13 protein-coding genes are annotated in these 14722 nt (G+C 72.5%); 7 read left to right on the top strand and 6 right to left on the bottom strand.

The features are described from left to right. Positions 1-140 precede the first annotated feature (140 nt). A complete protein-coding gene (locus ACVKXF_RS00680; RefSeq protein ID WP_340197917.1) occupies positions 141-860 on the top strand; it encodes an alpha/beta fold hydrolase in 720 nt (239 codons plus the stop codon). Between the two features lie 121 nt (positions 861-981). Then, positions 982-2601 carry an MFS transporter gene (locus tag ACVKXF_RS00675; protein WP_456794532.1) on the top strand — a complete coding sequence of 540 codons (1620 nt, stop codon included), beginning with the start codon at positions 982-984 and terminating at the stop codon, positions 2599-2601. Here ACVKXF_RS00675 and ACVKXF_RS00670 read toward each other — a convergent pair. After that, positions 2576-2896, bottom strand: a complete 321-nt coding sequence (locus ACVKXF_RS00670; protein ID WP_123310283.1) for a hypothetical protein — start codon at positions 2894-2896, stop codon at positions 2576-2578. The genes ACVKXF_RS00675 and ACVKXF_RS00670 overlap by 26 nt on opposite strands. Before the next feature lie 143 nt (positions 2897-3039). On the opposite strand from ACVKXF_RS00670, the gene ACVKXF_RS00665 reads away from it, so the two are divergent. Next, positions 3040-4245: a PP2C family protein-serine/threonine phosphatase gene (locus tag ACVKXF_RS00665; RefSeq protein WP_123310281.1), complete on the top strand. Its 1206-nt coding sequence runs from the start codon at positions 3040-3042 to the stop codon at positions 4243-4245. Between the two features lie 65 nt (positions 4246-4310). Here the strand turns inward: ACVKXF_RS00665 and ACVKXF_RS00660 are convergent, their stop codons facing one another. Then, positions 4311-5180 carry a phosphoribosylaminoimidazolesuccinocarboxamide synthase gene (locus ACVKXF_RS00660; protein WP_456794531.1) on the bottom strand — a complete coding sequence of 290 codons (870 nt, stop codon included), beginning with the start codon at positions 5178-5180 and terminating at the stop codon, positions 4311-4313. Then, on the bottom strand, positions 5177-6445 hold the full coding sequence (purD, locus tag ACVKXF_RS00655) for a phosphoribosylamine--glycine ligase (protein ID WP_456794530.1): 1269 nt from the start codon (positions 6443-6445) through the stop codon (positions 5177-5179). Before purD ends, ACVKXF_RS00660 begins: the two co-directional genes overlap by 4 nt. Positions 6446-6502: 57 nt before the next feature. Here purD and ACVKXF_RS00650 point away from each other — a divergent pair, with 57 nt between their 5' ends. Next, on the top strand, positions 6503-6865 hold the full coding sequence (locus ACVKXF_RS00650; RefSeq protein ID WP_123312142.1) for a sterol carrier family protein: 363 nt from the start codon (positions 6503-6505) through the stop codon (positions 6863-6865). 222 nt (positions 6866-7087) lie between these two features. Here ACVKXF_RS00650 and ACVKXF_RS00645 read toward each other — a convergent pair whose 3' ends face one another. Continuing rightward, positions 7088-9619 (bottom strand): LuxR C-terminal-related transcriptional regulator, encoded by a 2532-nt coding sequence (locus tag ACVKXF_RS00645; RefSeq protein ID WP_456794529.1) that lies wholly within the window; start codon positions 9617-9619, stop codon positions 7088-7090. Between the two features lie 162 nt (positions 9620-9781). On the opposite strand from ACVKXF_RS00645, the gene ACVKXF_RS00640 reads away from it, so the two are divergent. Then, positions 9782-10177 (top strand): hypothetical protein, encoded by a 396-nt coding sequence (locus ACVKXF_RS00640; protein WP_131846932.1) that lies wholly within the window; start codon positions 9782-9784, stop codon positions 10175-10177. A gap of 84 nt (positions 10178-10261) precedes the next feature. Here the strand turns inward: ACVKXF_RS00640 and purF are convergent, their stop codons facing one another. Further along, positions 10262-11719 (bottom strand): amidophosphoribosyltransferase, encoded by a 1458-nt coding sequence (purF, locus tag ACVKXF_RS00635; RefSeq protein WP_123310271.1) that lies wholly within the window; start codon positions 11717-11719, stop codon positions 10262-10264. Positions 11720-11792: 73 nt separating this feature from the next. Here purF and purM point away from each other — a divergent pair, with 73 nt between their 5' ends. Next, positions 11793-12890 carry a phosphoribosylformylglycinamidine cyclo-ligase gene (gene purM / locus ACVKXF_RS00630; protein ID WP_340197913.1) on the top strand — a complete coding sequence of 366 codons (1098 nt, stop codon included), beginning with the start codon at positions 11793-11795 and terminating at the stop codon, positions 12888-12890. Positions 12891-13046: 156 nt separating this feature from the next. Here the strand turns inward: purM and ACVKXF_RS00625 are convergent, their stop codons facing one another. Then, a complete protein-coding gene (locus tag ACVKXF_RS00625) occupies positions 13047-13265 on the bottom strand; it encodes a DUF3073 domain-containing protein (protein WP_123310266.1) in 219 nt (72 codons plus the stop codon). A gap of 158 nt (positions 13266-13423) precedes the next feature. Here ACVKXF_RS00625 and ACVKXF_RS00620 point away from each other — a divergent pair, with 158 nt between their 5' ends. Next, positions 13424-14551: an NAD(P)-binding domain-containing protein gene (locus ACVKXF_RS00620; protein ID WP_456794528.1), complete on the top strand. Its 1128-nt coding sequence runs from the start codon at positions 13424-13426 to the stop codon at positions 14549-14551. Positions 14552-14722: the final 171 nt, after the last annotated feature.

Raw genomic sequence — 14722 nt, 5'->3', positions numbered from 1 at the left:
GGGCCGCCACCAGGGTGCGGCGGGGCCGGTCGCTGCGCTGCCTGGGCACGGCAGGGACAGGACGGCCTGGTCCGGACGGCCCTAGCGTGACGACGCCGGCACCCCCGCCCGGCACCGCGCCAGCCCGCAGGAGGCCGCCCATGACCGCACCGACCATCGTCCTCGTCCACGGCGCCTTCGCGGACGCCGCCAGCTGGGCCCCCGTCACCCGGGAGCTCCTCGACCGCGGCCACACCGTGCTCGTGCCGCCCGTGTACAACCGCAGCCTCGCCGAGGACGCCGCCTCGATCCGGGCCGTGGCCGAGCACGTCGACGGCCCCGTCGTCCTCGCCGGGCACTCCTACGGCGGCGCCGTGATCACCGTCGCGGGCGAGGCCGCGAACGTCGTCGGGCTCGTCTACGTCGCCGGGTACGTCCTGGACGTCGGCGAGAGCCTCGGCCAGCTGCAGGGCGGGTTCCCGGACTCCGACCTCGCCGCCAACCTCGTGTACACCCCGTACCCGGTCGCCGGAGCCGAGGACGGCACCGACGTCTCGGTCGCGATCGACGCGTTCCCGGCCGTCTTCGCCGGTGGTCTCGACCCGCGGATCGCCGAGGTCCTCGCCGTGTCGCAGCGCCCGTTGTCCGGCGCCGCGTTCGGCGAGCCCGCCTCGGCCGCCGCCTGGAAGACGACCCCGGCGTGGGCCATCGTGTCGTCCGAGGACCACACCATCAACCCCGACGTCGAGCGTTTCGGGTACACCCGCGCCGGCATCACCGACGTGACGGAGCTCCCCGCACCGCACCTCGTCATGCAGACCCACCCGCGGGACGTCGCCGACGTCATCGAGCGCGCGGCCACGGCCACCGCCACGTCCTGACGCGGCCCACCGCCGACGACGCGACCAGCGATCTGCAGGCGACCAGGCCGGGAGGCACGGCGCGCGTCGGACGCGCACCGTGCCTCCCGGACGGTCCCCGGCCCCACCCCGAGGAGGCGACGTGACCGCCGAACCCACCACGACGAACCGTGGCGGTGCGCTCGCGCCGCTCGCGATCCCGGTCTTCCGCGCCCTGTGGATCGCGGTGCTCGTCAGCAACGTCGGCAGCTGGATGCAGACGGTCGGCGCGCAGTGGCTGCTCGTCGACGAGCACGCGGCGCCCGTCGTCGTCGCCCTCGTGCAGACCGCGTCGAGCTTGCCGGTCCTGCTCATCGGGATCCCGGCGGGCGTGATCGGCGAGTTCGTCGACCGTCGAAAGCTCCTCATCGGGGTGCAGGCGTTCCAGGTGGTCGTCGGGGTCGCGATGACCGTGCTCACCGCGACGGGACAGATGACGCCGGCGCTCCTGCTCACCGTCACGTTCCTGCTCGGCACCGCGTCGGCCCTGCAGCTGCCCGCGTACCAGGCCCTCGTGCCCGAGATCGTGCCGCGGGCGATGATCACCGACGCGGCGGCGCTCAGCTCGGTCGGCGTCAACGTGGCCCGGTCGATCGGTCCGGCGCTCGCCGGGGTGGTGATCGCGCAGCTCGGGGTGCCGTTCGTGTTCGCGGCGAACGCGCTGTCGTTCGCACTGTTCCTCGTGGTCCTCGTCACGTGGCGCGGGTACCGACGGCCGGAGACCCGGGCGGAACCGTTCATCGACGCCACCCGGGCCGGACTCCGGTACGTCCTGCACGCCGGGGTCGTCCGCCGGCTCCTCCTGCAGCTGGCGGCGTTCATGGTGCCGGCGAACGCCCTGTGGGCGCTCCTGCCGCTGGTCGCGGACGGGCCGCTCGGACTCACCTCCGGCGGCTACGGGCTGCTGCTGGCCGCGGTCGGCATCGGCTCGGTCGGTGGCGCGTTCGCGATGCCGGCGATCCGCGCGCGGATCGGCACCGGCGGCACGGTCGGGGTCGCCTCGGTGGTGTTCGGCGCGACGATGGTCGTCGTCGCGCTCGTCCCGGTGCTGTCCGTGGTCCTCGTCGCGCTGGTCGTCGGCGGCGTCGCGTGGATCGGGGTCGTCACCACCCTGAACGGCACGGTGCAGGCGTTCCTGCCCGCCTGGGTCCGAGCGCGGGGACTGGCCGCCTACCAGCTCGTCCTGTTCGGCAGCACCGCGGTCGGTGCGGCGCTCGCCGGGGTCGTGGCCACGCCGTTCGGCGTCGTCGGGGTGCTCGCCGGGGCCGGGGTGGTCACCGCCCTGAGCGCCGTGCTGATCGTCGTGTCGGGGTTCCCGGCGCTCACCGACCGGCAGCGCGCCGTCGCACCGATGCCGTTCGGCGACGTCACGATCGTGCCGGACGACCACGCCGACGCCACGGGCGAGACCCTGGTGCTCGTGCACTGGACCGTGCCGGACGGCGCCGTCGACACCTTCCGCGCCGCCGCCGCGCTCCTCGGGCACAGTCGGCGGCGGACGGGCGCCCGCGACTGGAACCTGTACCGGGACACCGCGGCCGGGCCCGACGCGTGGGTCGAGGCGTTCCGGGTCGGGTCCTGGCAGGAGCACGTCGACCAGCACGAGGTCCGGCAGACCGGCGACGACGCACGGACCCTCGAGGCCGTCCGCCAGGTCGCGGGGGAGCCCCGCGTCGAGCACCTGGTGGCGCCGGGGGTCAGCAGCCCGTCGTCGTCAGCGTGACCGTCGCGACGGCGTCGTTCGTCACCGTCGTCGTCTGGGGGCAGAGCTCGCCAGCACGCACCGTGACCGTGCCGAGCGGGACGCCCGCGAAGTCCGCGGTGCCGCCGGGGAACACCCGCTGGTGCTCCGACAGCTTGCCCGTCGACGCGAAGACCTTCACCTCGTACGGGTGGTCGGCGGCGTTGTCCGACACCGTGACCGAGACCTGGCCGGTGGAGTCGTGGGCGCCGCACCCCGCGAGCGTCAGCAGGGCCGCCGCGGCGAGGGCGACGGTGGGCAGGACGCGGCGGGACACGCGTCCAGGGTAGTCCGGCGCCGGATCGGTCCGGACCGGGGACGACCGTCGCGTCCGCTCGGCGTGCCTGCCCCGTGGACTGGGGTGGTGCGTCCTCCGTAGTGGGGACAGGCCCTGTCCGGTTGGCGCGTTAGCGTGGGTGCATGCACCCGGAGACCGCGACGACCGTCCCAGTCACCAGCGCGCCCGACGCCGTGCGCCGAGCAGCACTGCTCGCCGCGCTCGACGTGGTCGAGGGCGGTGCCGAGGAACGGTTCGACCGGATCACCCGCATCGCGCGTGAGGCCCTCGGCGTGTCCGGCTCGTTCCTGAACCTGGCGGGCGACACCTCGCTGACGATCAAGTCCCAGCAGAGCGACGCCCACTTCGGACCGGTCATCCCGCTGCAGGACACCTTCTGCGGGCGCACGATGGGGGAACGCGGCCCCGTGCTGGTGCCCGACGCGCGCATCGACGCCCGCTACTCCGACATGCCGATGGTCGTCGGCGACCCGAACGTCCGCTTCTACGCCGGCGTGCCACTGCGGCTCGGCGACGACGACGTCAAGGTCGGCACCCTCTGCCTCATCGACCCCGAACCGCGGACCCTCGACGCCGACGAGCTCGCCCTGCTCCAGGAGCTCGGCGTCTGGGCCGAGCGGGAACTGGCCGCCGGTGCCGACGAGGACCGCCTGCGCTCGGTGCTCGCGGGGCTCGAACCCGGCACGGTCGACGTGCCCGGCTACCGGATCGCGGGCCTGTCCGTTCCGCACGGCGTCGTCTCCGGCGACTTCCACGACTGGCACCGTTCCGGTGACGACGCGGTGCACCTGACGGTGGCCGACGTCATGGGCAAGGGCATGTCGGCCGGGCTGCTCGCCGCGAACATCCGCGGCGCCCTGCTCGCCCGCGGCGACGTGGCACCCGACGTCGCCGTCGCCGAGCTCGAGGCGCAGGTCGCACCCGACCTCAGCCGCGCCGAGTCCTTCGCGACGCTGTTCCACGGCCGACTCACCCCCTCGACCGGTCGGATCGACTTCACCGACGCCGGACACGGGCTCGTCCTGCAGCTCCGCGACGACGGCGCCGAGCGGATCCTGCGCTCGTCGGACCTGCCGATCGGGCTGCACCCGGCGGGCATCGAACGTGCCTCGGGATCACTCGTCATGCGGCCGGGTGACGTGGTCATCGTGGTCAGCGACGGCGCGCTCGAGCTGTGGGACTCCACGCTCGCGTCGCTGTCGCAGCTCGGGGCGCTCTACCGCGAGTCGCCGGACGTCGCGACGTTCCTGCAGCGGGTGCGTTCGCGTGCGGTCGACCACGACCCGGGCGACGACCTGACCGTCGTCGTGGTCGCGCGCGACCTCTGACGACGGGTCGTCGGCGGTCGCCGGCGGTCGTCTTGCTCGCTCGGCGCCGGCGGTCGCCCGGCTCGCTAGGCGCCGAGGCGCTCGATGAGCTCGGCGTAGCGCGCGGCGGTGCGGGACACGATCGCCTCGGGCAGCACCGGCGGCGTGCCCTGGCGGTCCCAGTTGGCGCTGAGCCAGTCGCGCACGATCTGCTTGTCGAAGGAGTCCGTGCGACCGTCGGCGCGGGCGTCCCAGTACCGGCTCGAGTCGCTCGTCAGGACCTCGTCCGCGATCCGGATCCGGCCGTCGGCGTCCTGTCCGAACTCGAACTTGGTGTCCGCGATCACGACGTCGCGCTCGAGGGCGATCGCCGCCGCCTCGGTGTACACGTGCAGCGACAGGTCACGCAGCGTCGCCGCGACGTCCGCACCGACCAGGTCCACGGTCTGCTCGTACGAGATGTTCTCGTCGTGCTCGCCCTGCGCTGCCTTGTAGGCGGGCGTGTAGATCGGCTCGGGCAGCCGGTCGCCGTTCGACAGCCCCTGGGGCAGGGCGACGCCGCAGACGCTGCCGGTCTGCTGGTACTCGGCCCAGCCGCTGCCGACCAGGTACCCGCGCACAACGCACTCGACGGGGAACATCTCGAGCGGCATGACGTGCATCGACCGCGACTCGACCTCGGCCGGCACGGGGGTGCCGCCGGACGACGGGCCGATGATGTGGTTCGGCACGTCGCTCAGCTGCGTGAACCAGAACCGCGACAGGCGGGTGAGCAGCTCGCCCTTGCCCGGGATCGGCGGCTCGAGCGCGAAGTCGTACGCGCTGACCCGGTCGGACGCCACGAGCAGCAGCTCGGACGCGCTCCGGATGTCGGGGGTGCCGGTCGGCACGTACAGCTCGCGGACCTTGCCCGACGAGACGTGGTCCCAGCCGGCGATCACGGGCGCGCCGCTCATCGGGTGACCTTCGCGGCGATGTCGGTGCGGTACTGCGCGCCCTGCAGGGTGATGTCGCCGAGTCCCGCGTAGGCGCGCTCCCGCGCCTGCGCGAAGTCGGAGCCGACCGCGACGACGCTGAGCACGCGGCCGCCGGTGGCGACGAGGGTGTCGTCGAGCACCCCGGTGGCGGCGTGGGCGACGGAGACGCCGTCGCGGGCGTTCGCGGCGTCGATGCCGGTGATGGGCCGGCCCGTCTGCGGGTTCTCCGGGTAGCCCTCGCTCGCCAGCACCACGGTCACGGCGGCTTCGTCGCGGAACTCCGGCGCCGGGGTGCTCCCGAGTCGACCGGTCGCGGCGGCGAGCAGCAGTCCGCTCAGCGGCGTCGCCAGGCGGGGGAGGACCACCTGGGTCTCCGGGTCGCCGAAGCGTGCGTTGAACTCGATGACCCGGACGCCCTGCTCCGTGACGATGAGGCCGCAGTAGAGCAGGCCGACGAACGGCGTGCCCTCGTGCTCGAGGCGACGGACGGTGGGCAGCGCGACCAGCTCGGTGACCTCGTCGACGAAGGCCTGTTCGGACGCCCAACGATCGGCCAGCCACGGCAACGGCGAGTACGCGCCCATGCCGCCGGTGTTCGGCCCGAGGTCGCCGTCGGCCAGGCGCTTGTAGTCCTGCGCGGGGCTGAGCGGCCGGACGTCGTGCCCGTCGCTCAGGAAGAACAGCGAGACCTCTTCGCCGTCGAGGAACTCCTCGACCACGACGTGCCCGTGCTGCAGCCAGTAGGTGGCGTGGTCGATGGCGGCCTCACGGTCCTCGGTCACGAGGACGCCCTTGCCGGCGGCGAGGCCGTCGGCCTTCACGACGTACGGTGCGCCGAGCTCGTCGATCGCCGCGACGGCCTCCGCTGCCGTGCCGGCGTACACCGGGCGACCGGTCGGCACGTTCGCCTCGGACATGATCCGCTTGGCGAAGGCCTTCGAGCCCTCGAGCTGCGCGGCGGCCTTGCCGGGCCCGAAGACCGGGATGCCCCGGGTGCGGACCGGGTCGGCCACGCCGGCGATGAGCGGTGCCTCGGGCCCGACGACGACCAGTTCGACGCCGTTCTCGATCGCGTACTCGGCGACGAGGGCACCGTTCGTGGGGTCGAGGGAGACGGTCTCGACGTCGGCGGCGATGCCGGCGTTGCCGGGAGCGGCCGTGATGACGTGGCCCGCCCGCTCAGCGAGGAGGGCCGTGATGATCGCGTGCTCGCGGGCACCGGAACCGAGGACGAGGATTCGCACCCGATCACCCTACCGATGAGGACTCGCCCGCCGCGAGGCGACGGCTAGCCTGTGGAGATGCCACCCAGGAGGATCGAGGACGCCGTCGGGCGCGCCGCACTGACCGCGGTGCAGCAGGGCGACACGGCGAGGGCGACCGTCGCGACGGCCGTCCGGTGGACCCTGCAGCGTCTCGCCGACGACGTGCCCGGCAACAGCGTCGAGGTCCGGGTGCCGCCGTTCGCCGCAGTCCAGGCCGTCCCCGGCCCCCGACACACCCGTGGCACGCCGCCGAACGTGGTGGAGACGGACGCCACGACGTGGCTCGCGCTCGCCACCGCGGAGCTGACCTGGGACGAGGCGGTCGCGCAGTCGCGCGTCAGCGCGTCCGGATCGCGTGCGGACCTGACGGCGTTCCTGCCGGTGCGGGTCGCGCTCTAGTCGCGTCGAGCACTCCCTAGGCGGACGAACCGAATTAGGTAGTCCCTACCGATGCGGGCGCATGCACTGCGAACCTACGCTTGAAGTCGCCGGGATTCGGACCCGACCCGAACGGGTCCGAACCCGGCGACAGGGACCAAGGTACGCGAAGTTCCACACAACGTGTCAACCGGAGCGGCGCGTCGTGCTGCAATGCGCAACGTTCTTGCGTGACAGGGTGGCTCAGAAGAGGCCGGCGAGCTCCGACCGCGCGTGCAGGTCCCACTTGGCGAACACCCGTGACAGGTGTGCGTCGATCGTCCTGGTGGAGAGTCCGAGCGCCTCGCCGATGAGGCGGTTGCTCATCCCCTGCGCCGCGAGCTCGGCGACCTGGTACTCGCGGTTCGTGAGCGGTGGCTTCGGCCGACCGGCCGTGACCGCCATGCCGTGCGACGCGAGCACCCCCTGCGCCGCGATCACCCGCGTGCGGTCGTGGGCGGTCAGGGCGTCGGCGTACTCGACGATCGCCGCGGCGAGCGGCCCGTCGACCCGGGCTGCCGCCTCGCGCATCCGACCGAGCGAGGCGCCGGTCTCGCGTCCGTGCAGCATGTCCATCGCGTAGTGCAGCGTCTGCGCGTACATGACGTGCGTCCACGCGCCGCTCGCGGTGGCGCGGTCGATGATGTCGTCGGCATGGCGGAGTCCCGCGGGGTTGCCGAGTACCGCCTCGGTCCAGGCGATCGTCACCGCGACCTGCTCCCCGGTGATCCGCATCGCCCGCTGCGGGGTGGCCCGCGCACGGTCGAGGGCACGCGTCGCGTCCTCGGTGCGGCCGGCGTAGGCGTACGCCATCGCGAGCCGTGCCCACGGGTAGGCCGCGAAGCCGCCGTGGTCCGCGACGTCGTAGCGCTCGCAGGCCGCCGAGAACGCCGCGATCGCGTCGTCCCAGCGCCGTTGCCCGATGGCGAGGTTGCCGTCGCCGATGAGCTCGAGGGTGAAGTCGTACTTCAGGTACGGGTTGGAGCGTCGGACCGGCACCTCGGTGAGCAGGTCGGCGAGGTCGCCCCGCCAGACCTGCACCTGGTGCAGCACCGACACGATCTCGCCGACGCTCCAGGGGGCGTCTTCAAGGTGTTCGACCGCGGTGGCCAGGGCGCGGCGGCCGAGGGCCGAGGCGTCGTCGAGCCGGCCGGCCGTGGCGAGGGCCATGATCGCGCAGGGGGCGACGCTGAGGAAGGCGAACGGGATGGTCGGGGCGTGCACGATGCCGCTGCGCTCGAGCTCGACCCGGACCTCGTCGAAGCGCCCGCCCCAGCCGAGGTGCGCGAGCCGCAGCAGCCGGAGCCGTTCGACCGCTTCGCCGGACACCAGGCGGCTGGCGACGTCGGTGAGCGCCACCGCGGCCAGTACGTCGTCGTCGTGGAACTGCCGGATGTTGGCGAGGATCTCGCAGGCCTCGACCACGAACGCGTCGTCCACCGAGGCGTGGTCCGCACGGACGACCGCCCAGGCCGCCTCGGCGTCGGCACGACCGGCCTCGCGCCCGGTGCTGTACGAGTACGCCAGGGACCGCAGGCAGCGCGCGGCGACCTGCTCGTTCGGGTGCAGGGTCCGCCGGAGTGCGGCGGAGGTCAGGGCGATCGCGCTCTCGTGCTCCTGCAGCCGCACCGCGACCTGCGCCGCGTCGAGCAGCTGCTCGACCGGGGGCACGACACCGCAGTCGAGGGCCCAGAGCGCCGACCGCAACCGTGCGGCGGGCGGAGCGCCCTCGGGACTGTCGGCGCGGAAGGCGTTCGCGCGGGCGAACAGCGCCGTGCGCCGTGCCACCGGGACCAGGGCGCGGATGACCTCGCCGACGAGCGGGTGCTGCGGACGGGCCACCGCGGCGCCGTCGTCGAGCGAGTCGATCCGGACCAGACCGAGTGCGACCACGCGGTCGACGTCGCCGCCGCTGACCAGACCGAGCAGCCGCGCGAGCGGGATCGGGTCGGCGAGTGCCACGATGTCGACGACGTCGCGCAGGTCCTCCGGCAGTGCGCCGAGCTCGGTCCGGTACATGTCGGCGAGGCTGTTCGACGCGGTGACCCGCCCCCGCCAGTACCACCCGGACGCCGTGTGCTCGAGGGCGCCGGAGGTACGGGCGGCCCGGACCACCTCGCGCAGGTAGAGCGGGTTGCCGGCGGTTGCGCGGTGCACCCGCTCGGCCGACGCGTTCTCGAGCTGCGAGCCGAGCGCCTCGGCCACCAGGGCCGACGTCTCGCGCAGGCTGAGCGGTTCGAGGTCGATGCGCTCGAGCAGGTCGTCCTGCCACAGGGCGCGGAGCGGTTCCGACAGCGCGGTGAAGTCGCGGCAGGTCAGGACGAGCCGAACGCCCTGGTGTCGGACGAGCCACGCCACGTACCGGGCGGAGATCGCGTCGAGGTGGTCGGCGTCGTCGACGCGCAGCAGGACGTCACGGTCCGCGAGGTCGGAGATCGCCCGGAGACGCTGCTCGGCCCCGGAGTCGTCGGACAGCTCGGACAGGGTCGCCGGCAGCTCGCCGAAGCGGTCCGAGATCGCCCCGAAGGGCATCGACCGCCCGGTGGCGACGGCGGTGATGGGCACCACGACCGTGCGGCCGGAGCCGTCCCGTCCGGCGACGCGGTCGGTGACGCGGGCCGCGACGGTGCTCTTGCCGAGACCGGGAGCGCCGACGAGCGCGACGCTCCACCGGTGCTCCGCGACGACGGACACGGCACGGTCCTCCTCGCGACGCTGCATCACGGGCCAGGTCACGCGCGCCGGGATGCCGGGGGTGCGGCCTCGCCCCCGTACGGTCCGTTCTCGCATCCGTGTCACCTCCTGCCCATGGGATACCAAGCGGTACGGATCATCCTCTCCCGGATCGGAGTGCGCGCACAGGCCGGGGGACGTCCCACAGTGGGGGACAATGGGTGGGTGAGCAACACCGATCGACCCGACGACCAGCCGGTCCCGGCCCCCGCGCCGAACGCCGTCTCCACCTCCGACGAGGTCACGATCCGTCGTGCGCCGAAGTTCGGGGTGTTCATCGTCGGCGGCGCGGTGCTCGGGTTCATCGCGACCCTGATCGTCGTCTCGCTCACCATGAACCTCGGTGGCCAGCAGGAAGAGTCGAGCTTCGGCAGCCTGGTGGGCTACTTCAGCCTGTGGGGCGTCACGATCGGCGCCTTCGTCGGCGCGGTCGTCGCCGTCGTGTTCGACCGGGTCTTCGCCCGGCGCGCGGCCCGCCTGACGGCGGAGCGCGTCGAGGTCGAGCTGCCGCCCGAGACGGTCGAGGGCGAGATCGACGAGCACGGCGACCAGCGGCCGTAGCCGCCGCCGTCTCCGGACGGGAGGCCCGGTGCCAGCTGGCACCGGGCCTCCCGTCCGTCTGGTGGTCGCGATCGCGACCCCCACTCAGCTGAGCTGGTTCGCCTCGACCCAGGACAGGTACTCCGGGCTCACGGTGCCCGTGACGTACTCGCCCGTGAAGCAGCTCATCTCGAGGTCGGTCACGTCCGAGCCCTCGATGATGGCGTCCCGCATGTCGCCGATCTCCTGGTAGATCAGGTGGTCGCTGCCGAGCACCTTGTTGATCTCCGGGATCTTCCGGTCGTGCGCGATGAGCTCGTCGCGCGTCGGCATGTTGATGCCGTAGACGTGCGGGAACCGGACCGGGGGAGCGGCGCTCGTGAAGGTGACCTCGTTCGCACCGGCGGCGCGGGCCATCTCCACGATCTCCTTGCTCGTCGTGCCGCGCACGATCGAGTCGTCGACGATCAGGATGTTCTTGCCCTTGAACTCCGACGACATCGCGTTGAGCTTCTGCCGGACGGACCGCTTGCGCTCCGCCTGGCCCGGCATGATGAACGTCCGGCCGACGTAGCGGTTCTTGTAGAACCCCTCGCGGTACTCGATGCCGAGCTTCCGCGCGACCTGCATGGCCGCGGGGCGCGACGAGTCCGGGATCGGCATCACGACGTCGATGTCACCGGTCGGTGCGTACTGCTCGATGGTGTCCGCCAGCCGGTTGCCGAGGCGCAGGCGGGCGTCGTACACCGAGATGCCGTTCATGACGGAGTCGGGACGCGCCAGGTACACGTACTCGAACGAGCACGGCACGAGCCGCGGGTTCTTCGCGCACTGCCGGGCGTGCATCTGCCCGTTCATCTCGATGAAGATCGCCTCACCCGGGGCGACGTCGCGGACGATCTCGTAGCCGCCGGACTCGAGCACCAGCGACTCGCTCGCGACGACCCATTCGGGCTGGCCGGCCTCGTCGAACTTGTGCCCGAGGATGAGCGGCCGGATGCCGAACGGGTCGCGGAAGGCCAGGAGCCCGTGGCCGGCGATCGTCGCGATCGTGGCGTACGAGCCCTCGACGCGCTCGTGCACGCGCTCGACGGCGTCGAAGACCTGCCCGGCGTCGAGGTCCGTGCCGCGGACCTGCCCCTGCAGCTCGTGCGCCAGCACGTTCACCAGGAGCTCGGTGTCGCTCGTCGTGTTCAGGTGCCGACGGTCGATGTCGAACAGCTCGCGCGTGAGTTCTCGCGTGTTGGTGAGGTTGCCGTTGTGCACGAGGACGATGCCGTACGGCGCGTTCACGTAGAACGGCTGCGCTTCTTCCTCGTTGCTCGCCGCGCCCTTGGTGGCGTAGCGCACGTGGCCAAGGCCCATGGTGCCGAGGAGCGCGCGCATGTCACGGGTGCGGAACGCTTCCCGCACGTGGCCGCGGGTCTTGTGCATGTGGTGCACGTGACCCTCGACCGTGGCGATGCCCGTCGAGTCCTGCCCGCGGTGCTGCAGGAGGAGCAGTGCGTCGTAGATGGATTGGTTGGCGGGGCCCTGTGCAACGAGGCCGACGATGCCGCACATTCGCGGGTGTGCTCCAGACCGTAGAATCGGGGGGTACCGAACAAGTCTGCCATGTCACCGCGAAGGACTCCGCATGCCCAACCCGTACGCCGAAGCCGGAGTGGACACCGCCGCCGGTGACCTCGCCGTCGAACTCATGAAGTCCGCCGTCGCGGCGACCCACAACAGTCACGTGCTGGGCGGCGTCGGCGGCTTCGCCGGACTCTACGACGTGTCCTTCCTGAAGGACTTCGCACACCCGTTGCTCGCGACCTCGACCGACGGCGTCGGCACCAAGGTCGCCATCGCGCAGGCGATCGACAAGCACGACACCATCGGGCAGGACCTGGTCGGCATGGTCGTCGACGACATCGTCGTGGTCGGCGCGAAGCCGCTGTTCATGACCGACTACATCGCCTGCGGGCGTGTCGTCCCGAACCGCATCGCGGACATCGTCGCCGGCATCGCCCGCGGCTGCTCGGCGACGGGCACCGCACTGGTCGGTGGCGAGACCGCCGAGCACCCGGGGCTGCTCGGTCCGGACGACTACGACGTGGCCGGCGCCGCGACGGGTGTCGTCGAGGCCGGTTCGCAGCTCGGCGCCCACCTGGTGCAGGACGGCGACGTCGTGCTCGCGATCGAGTCGTCCGGGCTGCACTCGAACGGGTACTCGCTCGTCCGGCACATCCTCGCGTCGCGCGGGGTCGGGTACACGGACCAGCTGCCCGAGTTCGGCGGCGTGTCCGTCGGCGAAGCCCTGCTCGAGCCCACCCGCCTGTACACGACGCCGCTGCTGGAGCTGCTCGAGCAGCACCCGGGCGCCGTGCACTCCCTGTCGCACGTGACCGGTGGTGGCATCGCCGCGAACCTGGCGCGCGTCCTGCCCGTCGGCTCCTGGATCGAGGTCGACCGCTCGACCTGGCAACCGCTCCCCGTCTTCCGGGTGCTCGCCGACATGGCAGGGACGCCGATCGAGGACACCGAGGGCACCTGGAACCTGGGCATCGGCATGTTCGCCGTGGTGTCCGCCAGCGCCGCGGTGGACGTCATCGAGTCGCTCGGCGTGGCAGGGATGCCCGCCTGGCCCGTCGGCACGATCGCCACGTCGGCCCGCGACCTGTCCGGCTTCGAGCAGGGTGCCAAGGGTGTCGACGGTGGCGCGGTGCGGCTCGTCGGGAGCTACGCCGCCTGACCCGGGCTGGTCGCGGTCGCACGGACCGCGCTCGGACGTGGTCCGGGCAGCAGTGTCTGCGACCGCGACGTCCGTCTGGCGACCTCGGCTCCCGGTTGCCCGGGCACGCAGAAACGCCGCGCTGCCCGAGGGCGCGCGGCGTGACGGCGATGCAGGTCAGGCGGACTTGTTCTGGTCCGCTTCGGTCTCGAACTCGTCCGCGTCGTCTGCCGCCTCGGGACCGTACTGGTCCGCCCAGCGGTCGACGAGATCGTCATCGGAGTGTTGTCCGGCGGAGAGCTCCTGCTCGAGTGCACCGTAGTTCGTCTGCGGGCTGAAGTACTTCAGCTCGCGGGCAACCTTGGTGTGCTTCGCCTTTTGACGGCCGCGCCCCATGCGTGACCCCCTCGTTCGGCTCTGGTCCGGTCCTGGCGAATGACGGAAGATCACTCGGGGAACCAGACGGTTCGTGGTTTGAAATCTGCCGATCACTCTACCATGTACCTCGATCTGGACGTCGCCGCGACGGCTCCGCGCACAGGAGAATCGAAGTGATGACCGAACCCCTCGAGAACCCAGTCGACCAGCACGCCCGTGTGGTCGTGATCGGTGCGGGGCAGGCCGGACTGTCCGTGGGATACCACCTGCGCCGCCTGGGGCTCGTGCCGGGCACCGACCTGGTGTTGCTCGACCGTGCCCCGAGCACGGGTGGTGCCTGGCAGTTCCGGTGGGAGGCCCTGCGGCTCGGCGCGGCGCACCGCGTGCACGACCTGCCCGGGATGCGGGCCATGGGTCTGCAGTTCGACGACGCCGATCGGTCACGACCCGCCCGGGACGTCGTGGGGGAGTACTACCGGCGGTTCGAGCAGCACTACGACCTGCGGGTCCGACGTCCGGTCTCGGTCTCGTCGGTCTCCCGGCTGGACGGCGACACGGCAGCTGGCGCACTCTGCGTCACGACGCGGTCCGCCGACGGCACGGAGACCCGGATCCGCGCCGACGTCGTGGTGAACGCGTCGGGGACCTGGGGCACGCCGTTCGTGCCGTGGTACCCGGGCCGCGGTGTGTTCCGCGGACGACAACTCGACACCACCGACTACCGGAGCGCCGCGGACTTCGCGCGGCAGGACGTCGTCGTGGTCGGCGGCGGGACGAGTGCCATCGGCTTCCTGCTCGAGCTCGACGGTGTCGCCCGGTCCACCCACTGGTTCACGCGGCGGCCGGTGGTGTGGGCGGACACCGCGTCGCTCGACCTCGAGTCCGCGGTCGCGGCCGTCGACGAGCAGGACCGGGCCGCCCGTGCCGGCGAGGTGCTGCCGAGCATCGTCAGCGGCACCGGCGTCCCGGTCTCGCGGCGGATCCGGGCGGGCATCGACCGGGGGATCCTGCGCGACCAGCCGATGTTCACCCGGATGGACGAGACCGGCGTGGTCACGGCCGACGGCACGCACGTGCACGCCGACGCGGTGCTCTGGGCGACCGGGTTCCGAGCCGACCTGCGGCACCTCGCGCCGTTGCACCTGCGGACCGCGGCCGGCGGGGTCGTCGTGGCGGACGGGCGATCGGTCGACGAGCCGCGGCTGTTCCTGGCGGGCTACGGGCCGCAGGCGTCGACGATCGGTGCGAACCGGGCCGGACGGCTCATCGCCCGCCAGGTGATGGACGTGCTCGCCGCCACGTGAGCCCGATGCCCTCGCATCGTGCGGGGTTCGTCGGGCGGTGCGGGGTCGGCGGACTGCGCACGGTGCGAGGTTCGTCGGGCGGTGCGGGGTCGGCGGACCGCGCACGGTGCGAGGTTCGTCGGGCGGTGCGGGGTTGCCAGCGCGGTGCGAGGCTCTGTCGGCGCACCGAGC

It is taken from the genome of Curtobacterium sp. PvP017 (assembly GCF_054060195.1).
This window is presented reverse-complemented; position numbering and strand designations above follow the sequence as displayed.